Genomic DNA, 19,988 nt, shown 5'->3' with positions numbered 1-19,988 from the left:
GTGAAATGTATCAGTCCAGATTCATAATACTCAGATTTACTCATTTCAGCTGTTTTACTTCTTTATTGTATTTCTTAAAAATATCCAGGATTCTGCTGAAAATTTCGGTGTTCTCGTAAATGCCCCGAAAATCGAGTGAATGCGGCCCGTATGCAAAAACCGGAACCATAACCGAAGTATGATCATTGGTACTGAAACTTCCGTCCACATAACCTTTCTGCAGGTCGCCGTCAAGTAAAGTCAGTCCGCCGGTTTCATGATCTGCTGTGACGATCACGAGCGTTTCGCCATTGCTGTCTGCAAACCGCATGGCTTCACCGATCAGCTGATCGAAATCCAGCATTTCCGTAACAACATAAGGCACTTTATTGGCATGTCCGCCGTAATCGATCTGCGCGCCTTCGGCCATCATAAAAAACCCATTTTTGTTTGATTGCAGGGATTCAGCAGCTTTTTTAAACGATTCCGTCAGAAAGTTTCCTCTTCCTTTCAGCATGGAAACGGTTTTTGAATTGTCCAGAAGCACAAACGGCATCTTCATTTTTTCAAGGTCCTGCCAGTTGTATGAAACCTCCATACCACGGCTGCGCAAGGTATCCGCCACTTTCGTTTTCTCAAAATGCTCCGAACCGCCGCCAATAAGTATTGCTGCGTTTGATTTTAAGAAGTCATGCGCAATTTCAGCTTCCATGCTGCGTTCTGGCTGATGTGCATAAAACGCAGCGGGTGTTGCATCCGTGATGCTTCCGGCAGAAATAATGCCCGATTTTATGCCAAATGGAGTTATTATATCGGGCAAATTGGCAAGCGCAACGTTGTTGGTGTCTACACCGATGGCACGATTTCTCGCTTTCTTTCCGGTTGCCATGGCCGTTCCGCCCGCAGCAGAATCCGTAATATAGCTATCGGCAGAACTGGTTTTTGAAAATCCGGTGTTCAGAAATTGTGAAAGATTGAGTGCGCCATGGTTTGCAGTCATTCCGGCATAAATCTGCGCAAGGCCCATGCCGTCGCCAATAAGCAGAATGATATTTTTGACCTTGCTGCGTTTGTCATTGTTCCGATAAGCCGGCTTGTAAAGCACCTGCGTTTTGCCGGAAGTAAATTCAGCATCTTTCCGGTTTCGCAGATAAGGCCCGAGCTCTTCCACTTTGTCTGTATTGAGATAATCAACGCCGAGGTTCATCAGCATTTTCCATGCATTAACGTGGTCGGGTGTAGCCCAGAAACGGATTTTTTTGCCTTGATCATGAACAGTTCTGATCACTTTTTCCAGCGCAGCTTTATCATTTTTAGTCAGAATGCCTTTGCCGTTCCAGTTGGTATACTTTGTAAAAGACTGGCTGATAAGCCCGATCCGTTCCAGCTGCGGTTTCGTATAAGCCACTTCCGGGCGGCCGTCAAAAAACAGGTAGGAAGGATAATTACTGAATTCCGTTGCATCCGGAATGTTGCCGCTCAATACGATTTTCACTGTACCTTTCGGCGCAAGCAGGCTTTCATACGGCTGAAGTTCCCTGATCAGCGCAGGCAGGGTTTCCCTTGCAGGCGTTTTTAAGTCTATAAGCAGCTGTAAACCAAGGTCTTTATCCGGATAAATACTTCCTTTATTATCCTGTATCCTGGCAGCAATCGGCTTCAGATAAAGCTCCTTTAAAGTATTTGCCGGTTTGATACGGCTTGCTTCATGTGCAACGAAAATACTGTCGTTCTTTAAAAATATATCGGCCTCAACTGAACCAAATTGTTGATAATAAGCGCGCAGGAATGGAATATTCTGTTCATAATCATTGTGCGAATGCGCCTGGGCAGCCGTGTAAGAAACGGCATTCTGAGCCAGATTTTCATGGAAGAAAAGGAACGTGCAGAAGAAAACAGGAATAATGAACTTCATAAAAGCAATGCCGTTTCGGACAAAAAATAACGGGTTTTAAAATAATGCCATTCAGAAAACAAATAAATCTCTGACCAGAAAATATTTGATGAAAAATGATAAAATACATCGTTCAACAAGGACTTTGAAATAATGCTGATAAAGTACGGCAAATACCAGCTCATCATCTTCACCGATTCGATTAGGAATATTTCCATCCCGATAAATGCGGCAAACCGGCTTATATCAAAGTCAGAAACCTGATCCTTTCAGATTGCGGCAGACTTATTTTTTGGCGAAAATAGGCTTAAATATATTCTGCTGCTTTAACCAAATGTTAAGTAATGAGCCGCAATCGGGTTAAGTTAAATTTCCGGCCTTTCAAAAAACCTGTTTAACGGAAGATAAACAGCCATTCATTTTATTTTACAAGAGAGGCTGGCTTGCAGAAGTTAGGTTTATAACTTTCGCAATGACAATTGTGAGAAAAGCTGTACAAAAATTTCTTTGTATGTAACTTTGGCAGCGTTATTTATTTCAACTGTTAACTTTCACCATCATGCCAAAGAAAATTTTGATGCTCGTAGGAGATTATGTTGAAGACTATGAAGCGATGGTCCCATATCAGGCCATGCTTTCGGTAGGAATTGATGTGGATACGCTTGCGCCGGACCGTAAAAAAGGAGAAACCATTCCTACCGCTGTTCATGATTTTGTAGGCGATCAGACTTACAAGGAAACGCAGGGTCACCGTTTTCCCATTACTGTTGATTTTGATCTGGCAAATCCTGAGGATTATGACGGCTTGTATATTGCAGGCGGGCGTGCACCGGAATACACCCGCCTCAACAAACGGGTGCTTGAAATTACAAAGTACTTTTTTGAGACAAACAAACCGGTAGCTGCCATATGTCACGGAATCCAAGTCTTGACGGCTGCAAAAGTCTTGACAGGACGCACACTGACGGCCTATGTAGCCGTTGGCCCCGATATTGAACTTGCCGGTGGTACCTGGAAAAATATTCCTGCCGATCAAGCTGTTGTGGACGGAAATCTTGTAACGTCTCCTGCATGGCCCGGCCATCCCGCCATTCTGAAAGAATTTTACAATCTTTTAGGAATCCGGATTTCAGGCGTTTAATGCTTGCAGGAATCAATCCGGTTACAAAATAACTAATGTAATTACATACGGATCATCACCAAGAAAGCCCTTGGCAGGAATCGTCAAGGGCTTTTCTGTGATAATTGGTAATACTTTTAATTAAGCGAAATCAGGATATCAGGCAAAAAAGCCCGGTTTTTGCAAATGTCCCGGCTGCCAGCTGGCATCACGGCGGCGAAGTGCCCGGGAAATCGTTAATATTTCATGAAGACGTTCCTGCTGGTCGCTGATCGGATCCTGGCTGTGAAAATACTGGCCGATGATTTCCCATTCAAAAGTGTCTGTTCCGGAATCATAAATTCCGACTGGAATCCGGTTGCCATCTGTCATCAGCATACCCAGCACATGCTGCGCCTCTTCCTGCGACGAACAGCCCACGTGCTGGTACTGTCCTTTCAGCGTATAAAGTACCGAGTAGCGGTTCTTTGAAAATCCCTCGCTCCGTTCTCCGGATTTGTTTCCGCTTGTGTGTTTTTGTATCCGTATCATTATAGTTTCAGTTTTTATGCTCAGAACTGCTGTTCAAAGCTGCTTTTGTAATATTAAAATAATTATGAAGTGAAAGCAAAGATTACATCTTAACAAATGATCTTTACAACATTCACAATAATGAACGACTATTGTCTATCAATAGTTTACGAATTACAAAAGACACCTAAATATCTTCCTATCACAAATACATTTATTAAAATAATACAAACAGAAGCTAGTTTTACAAGAAAGCAAATCTGGAACTTCGCCGTCTTAACTTCAATAATTACTGCCACGCTTTAACGGCATGTAATTGAAAACAGAGCGCAGGAAAAGCATACTTTTCTTTTATCCATTCACTCAATTTTATAAAAATCCGGCCTTCGGTTTACTTGCCAATTACGCTCGATTCCATAAGTTGCAATGTAAAAATTGCAATGCCGAAGAATGCAGCGAACAAGGGCTTGCAATGAAATTAACTATCATTAAAACAATGCGAAAACTCGTGCTTTATATTGCGATGAGCCTGGATGGTTACATTGCTGCTCCGGGCGATGACCTTGGATTTTTAGGAAAAGTTGAGAAAGAAGGCGAAGATTATGGCTACGCGGACTTTATTGAACAAGTCGACACGGTTATAGTCGGCCGCCGTACGTATAACTGGGTAATACAGCACGTTCCGGATTTCATTCATGCTGACAAGGAAACTTACATTATCACGCGAACACCACAGGAAAGTATTGGCAATATACACTTCTATACCGGCGATATTGGCGAACTGGTTACAAAATTACAGGCAAAAGAAGGCAAAACCATTTTTTGTGACGGAGGCGCGGAAGTTGTACATCAACTGTTACAGCGCAGTCTGATTGATGAATTTGTCATTTCTGTAATCCCCGTTTTTGTAGGAGAAGGCATCCGTCTTTTCAAGGATGGGCGGCCCGGCACTGACTTGAAATTGATTAGTTCGAAAAGTTTTGAAACCGGATTAGTACAGCTACATTATGAGAGAAGCAATAAATAAAAGAAATCAAGATGTGCTGCAAACAAGTTAAAATGGCCGGTTTGATCCATTATTTTATAAAACTTTCTACAGAGTGTACTAAACAAATAAAGCCTGCTGATTGCAATTAATCAGCAGGCTTTATTTGCATTCTGTGGTGATGGACGGAATCGAACCGCCGACACAAGGATTTTCAGTCCTTTGCTCTACCGACTGAGCTACATCACCGCTTTCAGTTGGCCCCGTTTGGGACTGCAAAAATAGAAGTCTGTTTTAGCTTTACAAACTGTTTGTTGAATTTATTTTTTATAAAATGTATTTAAATCACGTATTATCCTGAGTGTCTTGATATTAAATGCTCGAAAATATTTTTATGCACAAACAGTTTGTCACCCAATCACATTTTTCTCATATTTGTTAGTAGTATGCTTGCATACTAATGATTTTGCCAGAAACCTATTCATCTGCAATGGAAGTAATTCAGCAAGTAATATTTATTGTTGTGCTTGGAATAGCCGGCTGGCTGGTTTTTCAGCGCGTTCAATTGATCAAATCCACGATTAATCTTGGCAAGCCCGAAGATCTTACCGATCAGCCGCAGCGACGACTTTCCATTATGATGCGCGTTGCATTCGGTCAGAAAAAGATGTTTGACAAGCCATTGGTCGGCATCCTGCACTTTGCCGTGTATGCCGGTTTTATCCTGATCAATATGGAAGTTCTGGAAATTGTACTGGATGGAATTCTTGGAAAGCATCGTCTTTTCGCTTCATTTCTGGGCTCGTTTTATCCGGTTCTCATTGGCTTTTTTGAATTTCTGGCAGTTGCTGTACTGCTGGCCTGCGTTATATTTCTATTTCGCAGGAGTGTTGCGAAAGTAGCACGCTTACAGCCTGTCCGCCACCGTGAAATGAATGGCTGGCCGGCGCTGGACGGCAAGCTGATCCTGATTTTTGAAATTGTACTGATGATTGCCATTCTGACTATGAACGCTGCCGACAGTGTATTGCAGGATTTAGGCAGTGCGCATTATCCCAAAACCGGAAATTTTTGGTTCAGCCAGTTTTTAAAACCTTTGTTTGAAGGCTGGAATGAAAATGCGCTGATCATTTACGAACGTGCTGCATGGTGGTTTCACATTCTCGGCATTTTTGCGTTTGCCGTTTATGTTACCTATTCCAAACATTTGCATATTATTCTCGCTTTTCCAAATACGTATTTTTCAAGGCTGATCCCGAAAGGTGAAATGAAGAACATGCCGGAAATTACCAACGAGGTGAAAATGATGCTTGGACTGGAAAATGCCTCAGGCGAAACAGCCGAAGTTCCGGAACGATTCGGGGCCAGGGATGTGCAGGACCTGAGCTGGAAAAATCTGATGGATGCTTATTCCTGCACGGAATGCGGGCGTTGTACCGCGGCTTGCCCGGCCAATATAACGGGCAAAAAGCTTTCTCCCAGAAAAATAATGATGGATACGCGCGATCGTCTCGAAGATGTGGGCAGGAATATGCAGGCCAACAAAGGTAAATTTGTCGATGACGGGAAAAGTCTGATTGGTGATTACATTCTGGAAGAAGAAATTCTTGCCTGCACAACCTGTAACGCATGCGTGCAGGAATGTCCTGTGCTTATTAACCCGCTGGATATCATTCTTCAGCTCCGCCGCTACAAGATAATGGATGAAGCACAGGCGCCCGGTTCCTGGAACACGATGTTTCAGAATCTGGATACCAATCAGGCTCCGTGGAAATTTTCTGCCGGAGACCGCTTTAACTGGACGGAAGGTCTTGAACAGAAATCTGCCGGATAAGCAGCTATTAATCTAAATTGAAATTCCATGAGTGATTTGACATACAAGGTTCCGACAATGGCCGAAATGGCTGCTGCCAATGAATCTCCGGAAGTGTTGTTCTGGGTAGGCTGTGCGGGCGCATTTGACGACAGGTATAAAAAAGTGACGGTCGCTTTTGTAAAAATACTGAACAAGGCAGGAATCCGATTTGCGGTACTTGGAACGGAGGAAAGCTGCACGGGCGATCCTGCCCGGCGCGCCGGAAATGAATTTACCTTTCAAATGCTTGCCATGTCCAACATTCAGGTGCTGGATATGTACGGGATCAAGAAAATCGTTACGGCATGCCCGCATTGTTTCAATACGCTGAAAAATGAATATCCCGAACTGGGCGGCCATTATGAAGTAATCCATCATTCGGAATATCTCCAGCAGCTGATCAATGAAGGCCGCGTCCGGCTGGAAGGCGGCGAAACGTTTAAAGGCAAAAAGATTACTTTTCACGATTCCTGCTATCTTGGCCGCGCCAATAACATTTACGAAGCGCCGCGGCATGTACTGGAAGCGCTGGATGCCGATCTGGTCGAGATGAAGCGCTGCCGCACAAAAGGCCTTTGCTGCGGTGCCGGCGGAGGACAAATGTTTAAAGAGCCGGAACCCGGACGAAAAGACATCAACATTGAACGGATCGAAGAAGCAATCGGGACGGGAGCAAATACTATTGCAGTTGCCTGCCCGTTCTGTATGGTTATGATGACGGACGGCGTCAAGAACAAGGAAAAAGAGGATGCTGTAAAAGTGTACGATCTGGCGGAACTGATTGCGCGGGCGGAAGGATTGTGAATGGTGAAATGGTAAATGTAAGCAGTCAGATGTATGTTTTGTTGGATAATACCAATACGGAAATCTGGATAACAGAACTTATTTTTAAATGTAGTGTTTCAAAATACTGGCAACCGGCTTTTTTTGAAGCAGATTTTTCAAGTATTTAAATTATTTCAAAGTTATGTACATTCCATTCAGCGATATAGATTTACAGTCAAGAGTCTGGATTTATCAGGCCGACAGAACCATAACCAATGAAGAAGCGGGTATTATTACCGAAACGCTCAAAGCTTCTCTGGATGAATGGAAAGCGCACGGCAAGCCGCTTACGGCTTCGGCAAAAGTATTTGAACATCGGTTTGTCGTGATTGCCGTGGACGAAAGCGATGAACTGCCGAGCGGATGTTCGATTGATACTTCCGTTCACTGGCTGAAAGAAATTGGTCAGCGCATGAACATTGATTTTTTTGACCGCTCACTGGCTTATTTTGACGACAACAATACCGTTCAGACTGTGGCTGTGCCGAAAATCAAACAAGCTGTCATGAATGAACTGATTACGCCGTATACGACCATTTTTGACAATCAGGTGGCCAATAAAGCGCAATGGCTGAAAAGATGGAAAATACGTGCTTCCGATTCTTGGCTAAGCCGTTACTTTGCGCAGCAGACAAGTTCATAAGTTTAAAAATACCTGTTTTTGTAAATCAAATACCCGAATTCCGAATGAAATTTCTGCCCTTTGTCCGGCTGTCGTTAATTTGCCTGTTACTGCCCGGATGCAATGAAAATGTCGTTTATAAAGCGCATGAAAATATAGAGGACGGTCTTTGGTATATCAACAACAAGCCTTCTTTCAAGGTTGAAATAACGGATACTGTAAGCACTTACAACATGTATTACGTGCTGAGAAATGCATTTCAGTATCCGTATTACAATTTATATCTGACCAGAAATGTAATCGGTCCGGACAATAAACAGATTTCCAATACGCTGGAAGAAGTTTATCTTTCCAATGAAGTATCCGGGAAGCCTTACGGCCACGGGCTTGGTGATCTGTTTGATCATAAAATCCCTTTTCAGAAAAATTACAGGTTTAAAAAAGCAGGAATTTACACTTTTACACTTTCGCAGTCCATGCGGCAGAACCCGCTTCCTTTTATCATGAGCGTCGGAATCTGTGTTGAAAAAGTAAAAACAGAATAATCTGCAATCAATTTTCTACATTGGCTGCGGGCGAAGAAGACGCAGGCGGATTACCGGATTCATTCTTCTTTTTGGATTTGTTGCGGTAGCGGCGGTAAGGCTTTTTCTTGAATTCCGGAACTGCTTCTGCCTTTACATCGGTTTCTTCCTTTCTCCGCTCTACCTTTTCTCCTTCCTCTCTCCGTTCTACCCTTTTCTCTTCCCTTCTCCGTTCTACCCTTTCTCCTTCCCTTCTCCGTTCTGCTTTTTCTTCCGCTACTTCGTGAACAGGTTCTCCGAGTAAAAAGCCGTAAGGTTCAAGGCTCGGAATCGTATCCAGAACTACTTTCAGAATGGCAGTAACGGGCAATGCAAGGATTAACCCGGAAAGTCCCCACAACTGTCCGCCCAGAAACAAGGCAACAATGGCCGCAAGCGGGTTCACGCTCACTTTTGATCCGACAATATTGGGCGTAATAAAATTCCCTTCGAGAAACTGCACAAAGCTCATCACGCCGATAACGCCGACTGCATACCACGGCGAATCCATGGTAACAATGCTCAGCAATGCAGGAAGTATGGAACCGATCAGTATGCCGATATAAGGAATCAGAATCAGGAACCCGGCCAGAAACCCGAAGAAAATGGCATGCGGAATGCCGAGGATCAGCAAGCCGATGCTGTTCAGAACGCCGACAATAAGAATGACAAGAAACAGTCCGGAAAGATAGCTCTGGATTACTTCATAGATTTTTTTCAGAAGCAGATTCAGTTCATCATTGGATACATTGGTAACGGCCTTGTGAACAAAACGCCTGAAAAAATCACGGTACAAAAGGAAAAAGAAGATATATAAAGGAATCAGGATGAATGTGGAAATGGCTCCCGTAGTCGTAACCAGCGTATTCAGCAAAACGGCCCTTCCTTCGCTCAATGCATTGATCAGATACCTTTTGGCCTCGCTAACCTGCTGGCTCCGGCTGACGTTCAGATAACGCTCGCCCATGGTAAGCGCCTGATCCAGAATAGTTTCTGCTTTTTCGGTAATTCTGGGAAGCTCCTCTGCAAAACTCCCGATCTGGATCGAAACGACATATACCAGAATGGTGATCACAACGAACAAAGCCAGTATGCTGAGCAGAATAGCCCCGATACGAGGCACGCGGTGACGTTCCAGCCATGCACAGACCGGATGCAGCAGAATGGCCAGCAAAATCGAAAATGCAAGTGGAATGATTGTTTCCCGCAATGTAAACAGGATATACACCGTTGCAATAAGCGCCACAAGTATACTGGCCAGCTTCAGGTAAGCGGGTGTTTCTCTATCTTTGTTTGGGAGTGGACGTAATGTTGAATTCATGAATAAATTAATGTATCTGTGGTATGCGGTAAAAACTGTTTTGTGTACTTGTCAGCCGGATCATAGCATCAATAATTTCGAAAAGGTAAAATCTCATTATCAGATCAAAAAGATCGGTACGCTCCCGGCGGTTGCTGCTGAAAGTTCGGGGCTTGCTGCAGGTAACGGAAAAAATTCATTCTGGACTCATAATGACAGTGGCGGAAAAGCAGAACTTTACGAGTTTGATCTTTCCGGAAAACTGCTTTCAACAAAAACTGTTCCCGGCGCAAAAAATACAGATTGGGAAGACCTGGCAAAAGACCCGGAAAACAACATCTATATCGGAGATTTCGGCAATAACGCAGGTAACAGAAAATCTTTTGACATTTACAGGATTCCGCCCGATCAGAACGCTACGGAAAAAATCACTTTTGAATACGCCGCCCAGAAAGGCACATCCGGAGCTTCGGACATACCGGAATTCGATTGCGAGGCATTTTTTTATCACAATAAAAATTTATACCTTTTTTCAAAAAACTGGACCAAAGACAAACAGGTAAAACTGTACCGCCTGCCTGCGGAAAAAGGAAATCACAGCCTCTCGCCTGTTGACAGCATTTATATCGATGCGCTCGTTACTTCTGCAGACATCAGCCCGGACGGTAAAACTTTCGCTGTGCTGACTTATGGAAAAGTACTTTTATTCGGAGTAGACGGAAATGAAATCAACTTTAAAAAGCCGCTTGGCTGTTTCCGGCTGGTGAAAATGCAGAATGAAGCCATTCTGTTTCTGAATAATACCGACCTGCTGGTTACAAACGAACAAGGCAGTATTTACCGAATTACTTATCGCTGATATTATGTTTATGTTAACATTGGCCCGAAACATGTAATCTGAACATCACATCTGCTAATTTCATGTTGCGTTTTAATAATTAACTCAATGAGCACCGCTAAATCTGCCTCATCAGCCCCGAAAGTACTGGTTGTTGATGATGACTCTGATATTGTTGAACTTCTGGAATACAATCTCAATAAAGAAGGTTACAACGTTCTGACTGCCTGCAACGGCAAAAAAGCAATTGAAATTGCCAAAACATTTATTCCGGACCTGATCCTTCTGGATATAATGATGCCTCAGATGGACGGCATTGAAACCGGACGGATGCTGCGCCAGAACCCGGACATCAGAAATACGTATATTCTTTTTCTTACGGCCCGTTCCGAAGAATACTCGGAAGTTGCGGCTTTTGAAGTGGGTGCTGACGATTATATTACAAAGCCGATCAAGCCGCGTGCGCTGATGAGCCGCATCAACGCTTTGTTCCGCCGTGAAGCACAAAAAGCCGAATCCGGAGATCAGATCGACATTCTTGATTTATCTATAAACAGGAAAAACTATACGGTTACGCAGGATTCGGAAAAATCGGTTGTTCTGCCCAAAAAGGAATTTGAACTTCTGTTTTTTCTGGCCCAGACGCCCGACAAGGTTTTCAGCCGGGACGAACTGCTTCAGAAAATCTGGGGCGCCGACATATACGTGCTGGAAAGGACCGTTGACGTCCATATACGTAAACTGCGTGAAAAGCTGGGCGACAGATACATCAAAACGCTGAAAGGAGTCGGTTACATGTTCAGTACGGAACAGTAAACTATTTTTCAATTTCTTCCGGCTGGTTATCGTCTTTATCCTTATCTTTTTCCTTGTCTTTCTTCTTGCGGAAAGCCAGTTTTATATTTACCTCGCCATTTTCATCAATGGCACGGAGGAATATCTTTGAACCGTCTTTTTTCTCTTCATTATTGGGATCAAGAACATAAGTGGAATCCCTTTTTTTAAGATTGCTGAGCGGTATCTGAATATTGATGTCCGTTTTGGTACCAAAGCTGTAAATGCCGTCAATGTAAAGCGTAAGTACATTGGATTCAATTTCCATCGGCTGGATTTCTATTTCCTGCCCTTTCAGGATGAAGTCTGTGCGAATAGGCGCAAATTTTACTCTTTCAAAATTGCGCTTTTTAAATATAAGCCGTTTCATTTTCATGAACGGTTCAAAATTAATGATGTAGCCGTTTGTAAAATCAATCCGCAAATTTCCTTTCATCGTAGAAGGAACAAGCCTTACATTGTTATTCAGCCTCGATTCAAAATTGAAATCCGTACTCAGTATCCCTTTCAGATTGTCATGCGTAAACGTTTTCTGGCCGAAATTATCGAAAGAGTAAAAAACCGAATGTACGTCTGCATTTTTAATATTTCCTCTTACTGCAAGGCGCGGCAAAGGACTAGCGCCCGAATTATCCATTTCGCCTGAAACCCTTACGCTGCCTTTCCCAAATGCTTTCATCATAAAATATTCTATGCTTACGGCATTGTTTTTGATTGTAAACTGGCCTTTTACATCCTTGGCGTTAAAGTTCCGGTATTTCAGGTTTTTGGAGTCCAGCTTCGCCACAATCTGCATCTGATCAATGGCTTCATCCAGCAGCTCCGAAAGTTTCAGTTTCTTTTTCCTTCTTACCGTTGTCTTTCTCGGCGCCAGCAAGGTTTCAAGCCAGTTCAGCTTCCAGGTCGGAATGTTGATATTTACATTTGCTGTCAGCAGCCTCGGCGAACCAAACAGATAAGGAACCAGGTCCACGACTGTCCCCTGAAAATACATCATATTTTGTCCGTCGAAAACACTTATGGCCGGGAATACGAGTACTTTTTCATTGAATGTAAAATCACCTTTGATTTTTGCCAATCTTACTTGCCGCGGCAAATAATCCATGGATATGTTATTGAGCGCTACTTTTCCGCTCAGTTTCCCGTTAAAGCGTTCTTTTTTCGGATCATAAAAGTTTTTGAGGCTTCCGTCAAAGTGAAAATCAATTTTCGCCGTTCCGTTGCGAAACCGGTAACGAACCGGGTCCAGAAGTTCGTTCATATTGCTTGAATCCGCAGAAACGACACCGTCCAGCTTGGCTACGGGATTAAAGAAATTGGTTACTGCGAGGGAAAACTTAAACGGTATTTTTTCAAACATTCCGATAACGTTCGGAGCAGTAATCCGCGAATTGTAAATGCTTGGAAACTGCGTGGTATCGGCCTGGTTTGTAAAATGTCCCGTAGTCTGCATATTCCGCAATACGCCGACGGGCAATTCGTATTTGAACGGTTCTGTCTTGAAAAAAACGTCAACACGCGGCTGCTCGCCGTTTAATTTTCCGTCTATTTTTACCTGCGTATCTACATTTGCCTGAATGCCGATGGAATCAAGCTGTTCCCGAAGTCTTCGTGTCAGAAGCGGCAATGCATTCTTGACGGCTATTTTCTTTACGCCAAAACTCAGCTTGAAAGCTCTTGTCGTGTCCGAAAAGTCAAATTCTCCGTTTATGCCGATTTTGTCATGCGTTGCACTTTCCAGCGAAGAAGGAGCGATCAGGAGTTTTTTGGTATTTTCATTGTACGAAAGGGCCAGATCAAGCATGGCTTCCTGCCTGACCAGAAATCCGCCTTTCCGGGGCTTGAATGTAAGCCCGTTAAAGAAAACAGATCCGGTAAATCGGGCATTTGTGGCAGTATCCGTTACATTCGTTATGTTGACAGCATCATGAAAAAGGGCGCCGTAGTATTTTTCCTTGACGGAATCGGAATAGCTGACAGCAAAGTTGATGAATCTCAGGTTTCCAAGCTTCTTTACAATTCCGTCGCGATGGCCCACGTCACGGTTAATGGCCGAATCCTGCGGCGACGACCTGAAAATGGTCATATTGGAGTACCCGTCTTTTTGTACAAACATTTTCAGGCTGCCGTTCTGCAGGATCAGGTTTTTGATTTTTATATCCCCTTTGTAAAAGTTCTGCAGGTCCAGTGCAACCTGCATGTATTCCGCTTCAAGGAACGGCTTTTTATGAATCTGATAAAGGCTATCCGTCAGTCTCACATTTTCCATGGTGAAGTTCAGCCCAAACTGACCTTTAAACGGCCGGAATTTAAAATCCTCAATTTCAAGATGTCCGTTCAGGTTTTCATTGACCATTTCCTGAACCGTCCGGAAAAATTTTTCTTTATTTCTGTAAACCCAAATTTCAACGGCGCCAAACAAAAAGAACGCACATAAAGCAACTATACCAAAGATTTTTAAAATTCTTGCAAACATGAACGGAGAAGGATTTAACGAATAGATGTATGTGTTAAACTACTGAACAGCCGGTTACTGTATACCTCATACGCAAGGCCATTAATAACGTGCCAGAAATCATACCGTTCGCTGGATACATGATCTTGCCGGTTTCAGTTTCGATATTCACGTCAAAATGTACTAATTTTGCGCACTATTTTGAAATACAGACATTTGTTATTTTAATTACTGCTGTAAAATGCTATTGAGCGAACAGGAAATATTACGTCGTCAAAAACGGGAAGAACTGATGCGGTTAGGTATTGAACCTTATCCTGCCGAAGAATTTGTGGTAAATACTTATGCATCGGACATTACCAAGAATTACGAGAACAACAAGATTGATTACAAGTATGTAACGATGGCCGGAAGGCTGATGGGTTTTCGTATCATGGGCAGCGCGGCTTTTGCAGAGTTGCAGGACAGTACGGGCAGAATCCAGCTTTACTTCCGCCGCGACGACTTGTGCCCCGGCGAAGACAAAACACTTTATAACACCGTATTCAAGAAATTGCTGGATATTGGTGATATCATTGGCATCACAGGCTTTGTTTTTACTACGCAAACGGGTGAAATCTCTGTTCATGTTCAGGAATTTAAAATCCTTAATAAATCGCTCCGTCCCTTGCCGGTTGTAAAACGGGACGAAGACGGAAACATATACGACGGCTTTACCGATCCGGAACTGCGTTACCGCCAGCGTTATGTAGACCTGATCGTAAATCCGGAAATCCGTGCTATTTTCATCAAAAGAGCCAGGATTATTACAACCATGCGCTCTTACTTTGATTCAAAAGGCTGGCTGGAAGTGGAAACGCCCGTACTTCAGTCCATTCACGGTGGCGCAGCAGCAAGGCCGTTCGAAACGCACCATAATGCACTGGATGTCGATCTGTTTCTGCGCATTGCTACCGAGCTGCACCTGAAGCGATTGATTGTAGGCGGTTTTGAAGGCGTTTATGAATTCGGCAAGCTTTTCAGGAATGAAGGCATGGACCGCACGCATAACCCGGAGTTTACAACCGTGGAATTGTATGTCGCTTACAAGGATTATCTGTGGATGATGCAGATGACCGAACAAGTGCTGGAACAAGTCGCAATAGCTGTTAACGGAACCACAACAGCCGTATTCGGGGATAAAGAACTGAACTTTGCCGGTCCGTACCCACGCCTGAGCATTACGGATGCCATTCTTCAGTACACCGGGCTCAATGTGGACGAGCTGGATGAAGCGGCCATCCGCAGCCAGTGCCGGGAATGGGGAATGGAAGTAAGTGAAAGTATGGGCAAAGGAAAGCTTATTGATGAAATCTTTGGTGAGAAAGTTGAGGAAAATATTATCCAGCCGACATTCATCATTGATCATCCTGTTGAAATGTCTCCGCTTACAAAGAAACACCGTACCAAAAGCGGCATGGTGGAACGCTTCGAACTTTTCGTTAACGGCAGGGAAATTGCAAATGCCTACTCCGAGTTAAATGATCCGATCGAGCAGCGCGAACGCTTTGAAGACCAGCTTAAACTGAAAGAACGCGGCGATGACGAAGCCATGGAAATGGATGACGATTTTCTGCGCTCGCTGGAATACGGAATGCCGCCTACATCGGGAATCGGAATCGGAATTGACCGCCTGACGATGCTGCTGACCAACAATTCAAGCATTCAGGAAGTGATCTTTTTCCCGCAGATGCGTCCTGAAAAGAAGCCGGAAATGGCGAAAGAAACGGATTATATGCAAGCAGGCGTGCCCGCAGTATGGATTCCGGCTTTGCAGAAAATGAACATTCTGACCATTGAACAGCTGAAAGCAGCCAGTCCGAACAAAATTTTCAATGATCTTGGCGGCATGCGGAAGAAGCTTAAAATAGAAGAAAAAATGCCTTTGCTGGACGAAATAAAAGCATGGGTTGAATAGCTATAAAAGTAAAAATGCCGCAACGGATTGCGGCATTTTTACTTTTCGCAAAAAAAATACAACTATATCTTTTTTACCTGCACAGCGTTTAGTCCTTTCTTGCCTTCAACGACTTCGTATTCTACTTGATCGTTTTCACGGATAGTAAGTCCTCCCAATCCTGTCACATGGACAAAAATGTCTCTGTTTGTGTCGTCTTCCACGATGAAGCCGTATCCCTTAGCTTCATTGAAAAATTTTACAGTACCTGTTGGCATAATAGTTGAAATAAAAAAATTGAAATAAGGTGAAAATACAAAGGAGTTGCAAGCGTTTCAGATTAAACCTTTCATAACGTTACCAAATAATTGAGGGAGGCTCAACCCAATGGCAAAAGAAATTTTGGTATTTTTAGTCAGGACATGCTGATTATAATGAACAACTTACAAAACCTTCAATCACAAAGAAACAAAAATTGTTTGTAAAACAATTTATTTGAATAAAGAATTTGAAAACTTACGAGTAAGCGGTAAAGCAGTCCGGGAAGTCAATTTGAATAAAATTCAGTATTCGGATTGTATCTCAAAGCTAAATTCCTTAATTATGAATTAAATATTGCTATAAAAGGTATGAACAGACTTCGGTATTACGTGGAAGACCAGATATTTGGCGTGTGTGCGAAGTTGGGCGAAAAGCTTAATTTCCCTGCCAGCAGTATACGGCTGTACTTTATTTATGCAACCTTCATGACCTTCGGGTCGCCTATTATCCTGTACCTGATCATGGCTTTCTGGATGGAGATCCGCCAGCACTGGCGCAGACATAACAGTCCCACTATTTGGGAGTTATAGAATTCCTGATTCCTGTAAGCTGATAAAACCTGTGTTTTCCCAACACAAAATATTCCCATACGACACTTCTGTAATATAACGGAGCACGGTAAGTTGTTCTTTTTGTTGATGTTAACAAAGCCGGTATCATTGCGTAAAAAGCAAAATGTGCCCTGATAATGGCAATTACATCCGGCCATGCGCCTGTTGCCATAAACCGTACACTGGAAATCCCATCCAGAACCAATCTTATGAAAACCGTTTTCCATCTGCGGCCTTTCGGCAGGTTTTTGAAAAGCATGATGAGATTGTTCCTGTAATTCAGAAAGGTTTTCCTTGGATTGGATTTGTGGAGCGTTCCTCCTCCGACGTGATAAACGACTGATTTCCCGCAATAAGTAACTCTGTACTGCATGTTAAGCAATCGCCAGCACAAGTCGATTTCTTCCATGTGGGCAAAAAACTGTTCATCAAACCCGGATGCTTCATGAAAAGCTTTGGACCTTACAAACAGGCATGCGCCCGTGGCCCAGAACACATCTTTTTCATCATCATACTGGCCAGAGTCCTCTTCCCGCGTATCGAAAATACGTCCGCGGCAGAACGGATAGCCAAGATAGTCCATATAGCCACCGGCTGCGCCGGCATATTCAAAATGTGTCGGAAGATCGTAGGAACGGATTTTAGGCTGGCATGCTGCAATTCTCTGATCCGAGTCCATAAAGGAAATGACAGGCTCGATCCAGTTGCTGGTGACCTCAATATCCGAGTTCAGCAATATATAATAATCCGCCGAAATATGCCGGAGGGCTTCATTGTAGCCTCCTGCATACCCGCGGTTTTCAGAAATGGAAAGTTTCCGTATTTCAGGATAATTTTCGTGCAGCCAACTAAGCGAATGGTCCGTGGAAGCATTATCTGCAACCCAGATATCATAGCCTTCTGAATACCGGATTACGTATGGAAGAAACTTTTCAAGATAATGCTGACCGTTATAATTCAGGATTACAATCGCAACCGTGGAAGCCATCAGGTATTATTTTATTTCATAAACCCGCCAAGATCCAGTCCCGGGATATTGGGCAGTACGCCGTCTGTTGCTTTCTGCAGGTGCTCTTTGATTTTGGGCTCAATATTTTCAAATGCCTTGTTAACCGCAGCAACAATAAGATCCTGAAGCATTTCCTTGTCATCCGGATTAATCAGGTCTTTATCCAGTTCAAGGCCGATCAGTTCCTTTTGTCCGTTAACGGTTGCTTTTACCATTCCGCCTCCGGATTCTGCAGTTTGTGTAATTCCTCCCAGCTCATCCTGAGCTTCTTTCATACGGGACTGAAGGTCTTTCATTTTACCCATCAGCCCCATCATATCTGCCATATTTCCAAACATATCTCTGCTGTTAAGTTTTACGCTGATATAAGACCATTCCAAGTAAAATGGTTCCTATCTCAGAAGCATAAATGTACCACTTTTTTCAACAGTTTGATTGATATCGTCTGTGAATGTAACTTTATAAATGTATGAACCCGTCGGTGCATCGGCCCCGTTTATTTTGCCGTCCCAACCATCCGCAAGGGCGTTTGAGCGGAAAATCACTTCTCCCCAGCGGTTGAATACGGAAAAATCAAAGGATTTCAGCTGCGTAGACTTTGCCAGCAGCACGTCGTTAAACCCGTTGCCGTCAGGCGTAAAAGCATCCGGAACAAAAACACCGGCATTCCGCCTGTAACTGATGATATTGGAAAAGCTCTCGAAACCGGGTACACTGGAAATTGCCTTAACCTGAAAATCAAATTCAAGTTCACTTTCCTTATCCAGCTTTATAAAATATCCGTGGCTTTTCTGAACCGGAATTTCCTGCTGTGTTCCGCTTGTACCTTTTTGTATTATGCTGTACTCTTTCAACCCGCCCAAAATCGGAAGTTCTGAGTTCCAGAAAAGTTTTGTCAATTCATTTTTGAGCAATATCGTGCAGATCGGCTGAGTTGGCGGCAGCTTTTGTCCGCACGAATTCTGATAGCTCAAACGATAGCAGTACGATTTTTCATCCGTTTTTACAGAAAGATCCGAATACTCGTTCTGATTATATAAAGTAATTATTTTCTTGAAATCACTGCTGCCCGCTTCTGCTTTTTCTATGGATAAATCATACGTGCTGTTCGGACCAGAACCTGGAATTTTTGCCTTTATTGTTACTGAATTGTCGCTCATTACAGAAACCGAAGCCTGCTGAATCGGTTTTGGAACCGCTATTTCTGCCTTGATTCCTATTGGAGCCGAAGTAGACGTTACGTCATTGATCCGGGCGACAATCTGATATTCCGAATAACTTCCGCATTGTACATCTTCATCGGTATATGTAACTTCCGAAACGGATGTAAATGACTTGATAACTGTTCCGTCCCGCAGCAGATCGTAACTTTTAAATCCGTCGGGACTGCCGTACTGATTCCATGTAAGCACATTTTTCCCGTCTTCGGATTTTCCTGTAAGCACCATGGAGCTGATGACTTTGCTGTCCATTTTCCCGGAACACAAATCTTCCGAGGACAATTTCAAACGGTAAACCTGCTTTGCGTTCAATCCTTTTATATCGTAAGGCTGCGTTCCGCCGGAAGATCTGCTTCCTGCCGTAATATAGGAAATACCGTCCGTACTATACTGAATGCTAGTCGGGATTGCGGTTAAGCCCAGGTAATGAAGCCGGATCGAGCCGTCCCCGCGCATTTCTACTGCTTTAATCTGAATATTGCCGAGCTGCGCCTGCTGAAAGGAAATGGTTGCTGAGTAAGGACGGCCGCGCGTACAGGCCGAATTGGAATTATACAGCCCGATTACTTTTACGACCGGACTTGCCGAAGTATTGTTATAATAATGTTCAGCTGCCATCACTGCTCCTTTCGCAACAATCTCGACAGGACTGTTATCGCCCCAATTGATTTCGTATTGATCGTATGCCTGAGATATTTTGTTGTCCTGAATAACAAGATTTACTTTCCCGCCGCCGCAGGAAGTATATTGCGCATTAACCGGCTGACTTTCATAAACTTTAACATTCCGGCATGCAGTTGCTATTTTTCCGGAAGAAAGAAATACCCGCTGAAGGATAGTGAAATTTCCCGCTGTATTGTACTGGTATGAAGAAAGATTTATATAGCCAGGATTGGCATTTCCCTTGTAATCCAGTACATATTCCACTGCAATCGGGTCGGGAACCGTATTGCTGATCTTGACAAGCAGCGGCGCGCAGCCTTCACTTTTATCAAGCCCGAAACCGCCTCCGCCGACATCACACAAACCCTGGCTTTGTACGGAATTACTCAGGTATGAAGCCAACAATGGCAAGACAAACAGCAAGTTCAATTTCATAAGTGTGTGCAACATTTAATAATAACTTTTTCAAAAAATTAAAATTAACGTTGAGCATCACGAAATCCGGCTT

General features: G+C 43.5%; 18 protein-coding genes and 1 tRNA gene. 10 read left to right on the top strand and 9 right to left on the bottom strand.

The window, feature by feature from the left end:
- Positions 1–40: 40 nt before the first annotated feature.
- Positions 41–1,894: an alkaline phosphatase gene (locus FEM33_RS06215; protein ID WP_139011221.1), complete on the bottom strand. Its 1,854-nt coding sequence runs from the start codon at positions 1,892–1,894 to the stop codon at positions 41–43.
- 538 nt (positions 1,895–2,432) lie between these two features.
- Here FEM33_RS06215 and FEM33_RS06210 point away from each other — a divergent pair.
- A complete protein-coding gene (locus tag FEM33_RS06210) occupies positions 2,433–3,014 on the top strand; it encodes a DJ-1/PfpI family protein (protein ID WP_139011220.1) in 582 nt (193 codons plus the stop codon).
- A gap of 138 nt (positions 3,015–3,152) precedes the next feature.
- On the opposite strand, the gene FEM33_RS06205 is transcribed toward FEM33_RS06210, so the two are convergent.
- Positions 3,153–3,524, bottom strand: coding sequence for a hypothetical protein (locus tag FEM33_RS06205; RefSeq protein WP_139011219.1), 372 nt, complete (start codon positions 3,522–3,524; stop codon positions 3,153–3,155).
- Positions 3,525–3,975: 451 nt separating this feature from the next.
- On the opposite strand from FEM33_RS06205, the gene FEM33_RS06200 reads away from it, so the two are divergent.
- On the top strand, positions 3,976–4,530 hold the full coding sequence (locus tag FEM33_RS06200) for a dihydrofolate reductase family protein (protein ID WP_229214111.1): 555 nt from the start codon (positions 3,976–3,978) through the stop codon (positions 4,528–4,530).
- Between the two features lie 134 nt (positions 4,531–4,664).
- Here FEM33_RS06200 and FEM33_RS06195 read toward each other — a convergent pair.
- Positions 4,665–4,737 (bottom strand) — tRNA-Phe (locus FEM33_RS06195).
- 241 nt (positions 4,738–4,978) lie between these two features.
- Between FEM33_RS06195 and FEM33_RS06190 the strand changes: the two genes are divergently transcribed.
- From FEM33_RS06190 to FEM33_RS06175, 4 genes are all read left to right on the top strand, one after another.
- On the top strand, positions 4,979–6,322 hold the full coding sequence (locus FEM33_RS06190; protein WP_139011218.1) for a 4Fe-4S dicluster domain-containing protein: 1,344 nt from the start codon (positions 4,979–4,981) through the stop codon (positions 6,320–6,322).
- A gap of 27 nt (positions 6,323–6,349) precedes the next feature.
- Entirely contained in the window at positions 6,350–7,147 is a 798-nt protein-coding gene (locus FEM33_RS06185; protein ID WP_139011217.1) for a (Fe-S)-binding protein, read from the top strand.
- Positions 7,148–7,310: 163 nt separating this feature from the next.
- Entirely contained in the window at positions 7,311–7,811 is a 501-nt protein-coding gene (locus FEM33_RS06180; protein WP_139011216.1) for a hypothetical protein, read from the top strand.
- A gap of 44 nt (positions 7,812–7,855) precedes the next feature.
- Positions 7,856–8,335, top strand: a complete 480-nt coding sequence (locus tag FEM33_RS06175; protein ID WP_139011215.1) for a gliding motility lipoprotein GldH — start codon at positions 7,856–7,858, stop codon at positions 8,333–8,335.
- Positions 8,336–8,342: 7 nt separating this feature from the next.
- On the opposite strand, the gene FEM33_RS06170 is transcribed toward FEM33_RS06175, so the two are convergent.
- Positions 8,343–9,674 carry an AI-2E family transporter gene (locus FEM33_RS06170; RefSeq protein ID WP_139011214.1) on the bottom strand — a complete coding sequence of 444 codons (1,332 nt, stop codon included), beginning with the start codon at positions 9,672–9,674 and terminating at the stop codon, positions 8,343–8,345.
- On the opposite strand from FEM33_RS06170, the gene FEM33_RS06165 reads away from it, so the two are divergent.
- Together FEM33_RS06165 and FEM33_RS06160 are read left to right on the top strand one after the other, a co-directional pair.
- The gene (locus FEM33_RS06165) at positions 9,673–10,512 is read left to right on the top strand and encodes an SdiA-regulated/phytase-like domain-containing protein (RefSeq protein WP_139011213.1); all 840 of its coding nucleotides are present in this window, start codon (positions 9,673–9,675) and stop codon (positions 10,510–10,512) included. The genes FEM33_RS06170 and FEM33_RS06165 overlap by 2 nt on opposite strands.
- 87 nt (positions 10,513–10,599) lie before the next feature.
- Positions 10,600–11,307, top strand: coding sequence for a response regulator transcription factor (locus tag FEM33_RS06160; protein ID WP_139011212.1), 708 nt, complete (start codon positions 10,600–10,602; stop codon positions 11,305–11,307).
- A 1-nt stretch (position 11,308) separates the two neighbouring features.
- On the opposite strand, the gene FEM33_RS06155 is transcribed toward FEM33_RS06160, so the two are convergent.
- Positions 11,309–13,801: an AsmA family protein gene (locus FEM33_RS06155; protein ID WP_139011211.1), complete on the bottom strand. Its 2,493-nt coding sequence runs from the start codon at positions 13,799–13,801 to the stop codon at positions 11,309–11,311.
- Positions 13,802–14,021: 220 nt separating this feature from the next.
- Between FEM33_RS06155 and lysS the strand changes: the two genes are divergently transcribed.
- Positions 14,022–15,737: a lysine--tRNA ligase gene (gene lysS / locus FEM33_RS06150; protein ID WP_139011210.1), complete on the top strand. Its 1,716-nt coding sequence runs from the start codon at positions 14,022–14,024 to the stop codon at positions 15,735–15,737.
- 62 nt (positions 15,738–15,799) lie between these two features.
- On the opposite strand, the gene FEM33_RS06145 is transcribed toward lysS, so the two are convergent.
- Positions 15,800–15,994, bottom strand: coding sequence for a cold-shock protein (locus FEM33_RS06145; RefSeq protein ID WP_026629450.1), 195 nt, complete (start codon positions 15,992–15,994; stop codon positions 15,800–15,802).
- Between the two features lie 351 nt (positions 15,995–16,345).
- Between FEM33_RS06145 and FEM33_RS06140 the strand changes: the two genes are divergently transcribed.
- Positions 16,346–16,567 carry a PspC domain-containing protein gene (locus FEM33_RS06140; protein WP_138283716.1) on the top strand — a complete coding sequence of 74 codons (222 nt, stop codon included), beginning with the start codon at positions 16,346–16,348 and terminating at the stop codon, positions 16,565–16,567.
- Here the strand turns inward: FEM33_RS06140 and FEM33_RS06135 are convergent.
- Genes FEM33_RS06135 through FEM33_RS06125 form a run of 3 tightly spaced genes read right to left on the bottom strand, consistent with a single transcriptional unit; the run spans position 16,551 to position 19,915 of the window.
- Entirely contained in the window at positions 16,551–17,576 is a 1,026-nt protein-coding gene (locus FEM33_RS06135; RefSeq protein WP_139011209.1) for a glycosyltransferase family 2 protein, read from the bottom strand. The genes FEM33_RS06140 and FEM33_RS06135 overlap by 17 nt on opposite strands.
- 11 nt (positions 17,577–17,587) lie before the next feature.
- Entirely contained in the window at positions 17,588–17,935 is a 348-nt protein-coding gene (locus FEM33_RS06130) for a YbaB/EbfC family nucleoid-associated protein (RefSeq protein ID WP_139011208.1), read from the bottom strand.
- Between the two features lie 54 nt (positions 17,936–17,989).
- Positions 17,990–19,915, bottom strand: a complete 1,926-nt coding sequence (locus tag FEM33_RS06125) for a T9SS type B sorting domain-containing protein (RefSeq protein ID WP_229214110.1) — start codon at positions 19,913–19,915, stop codon at positions 17,990–17,992.
- Positions 19,916–19,988: the final 73 nt, after the last annotated feature.

Origin of the sequence: Dyadobacter flavalbus (genome assembly GCF_006149045.1) — a bacterium.
Classification (GTDB): domain Bacteria; phylum Bacteroidota; class Bacteroidia; order Cytophagales; family Spirosomataceae; genus Dyadobacter; species Dyadobacter flavalbus.
This window is presented reverse-complemented; position numbering and strand designations above follow the sequence as displayed.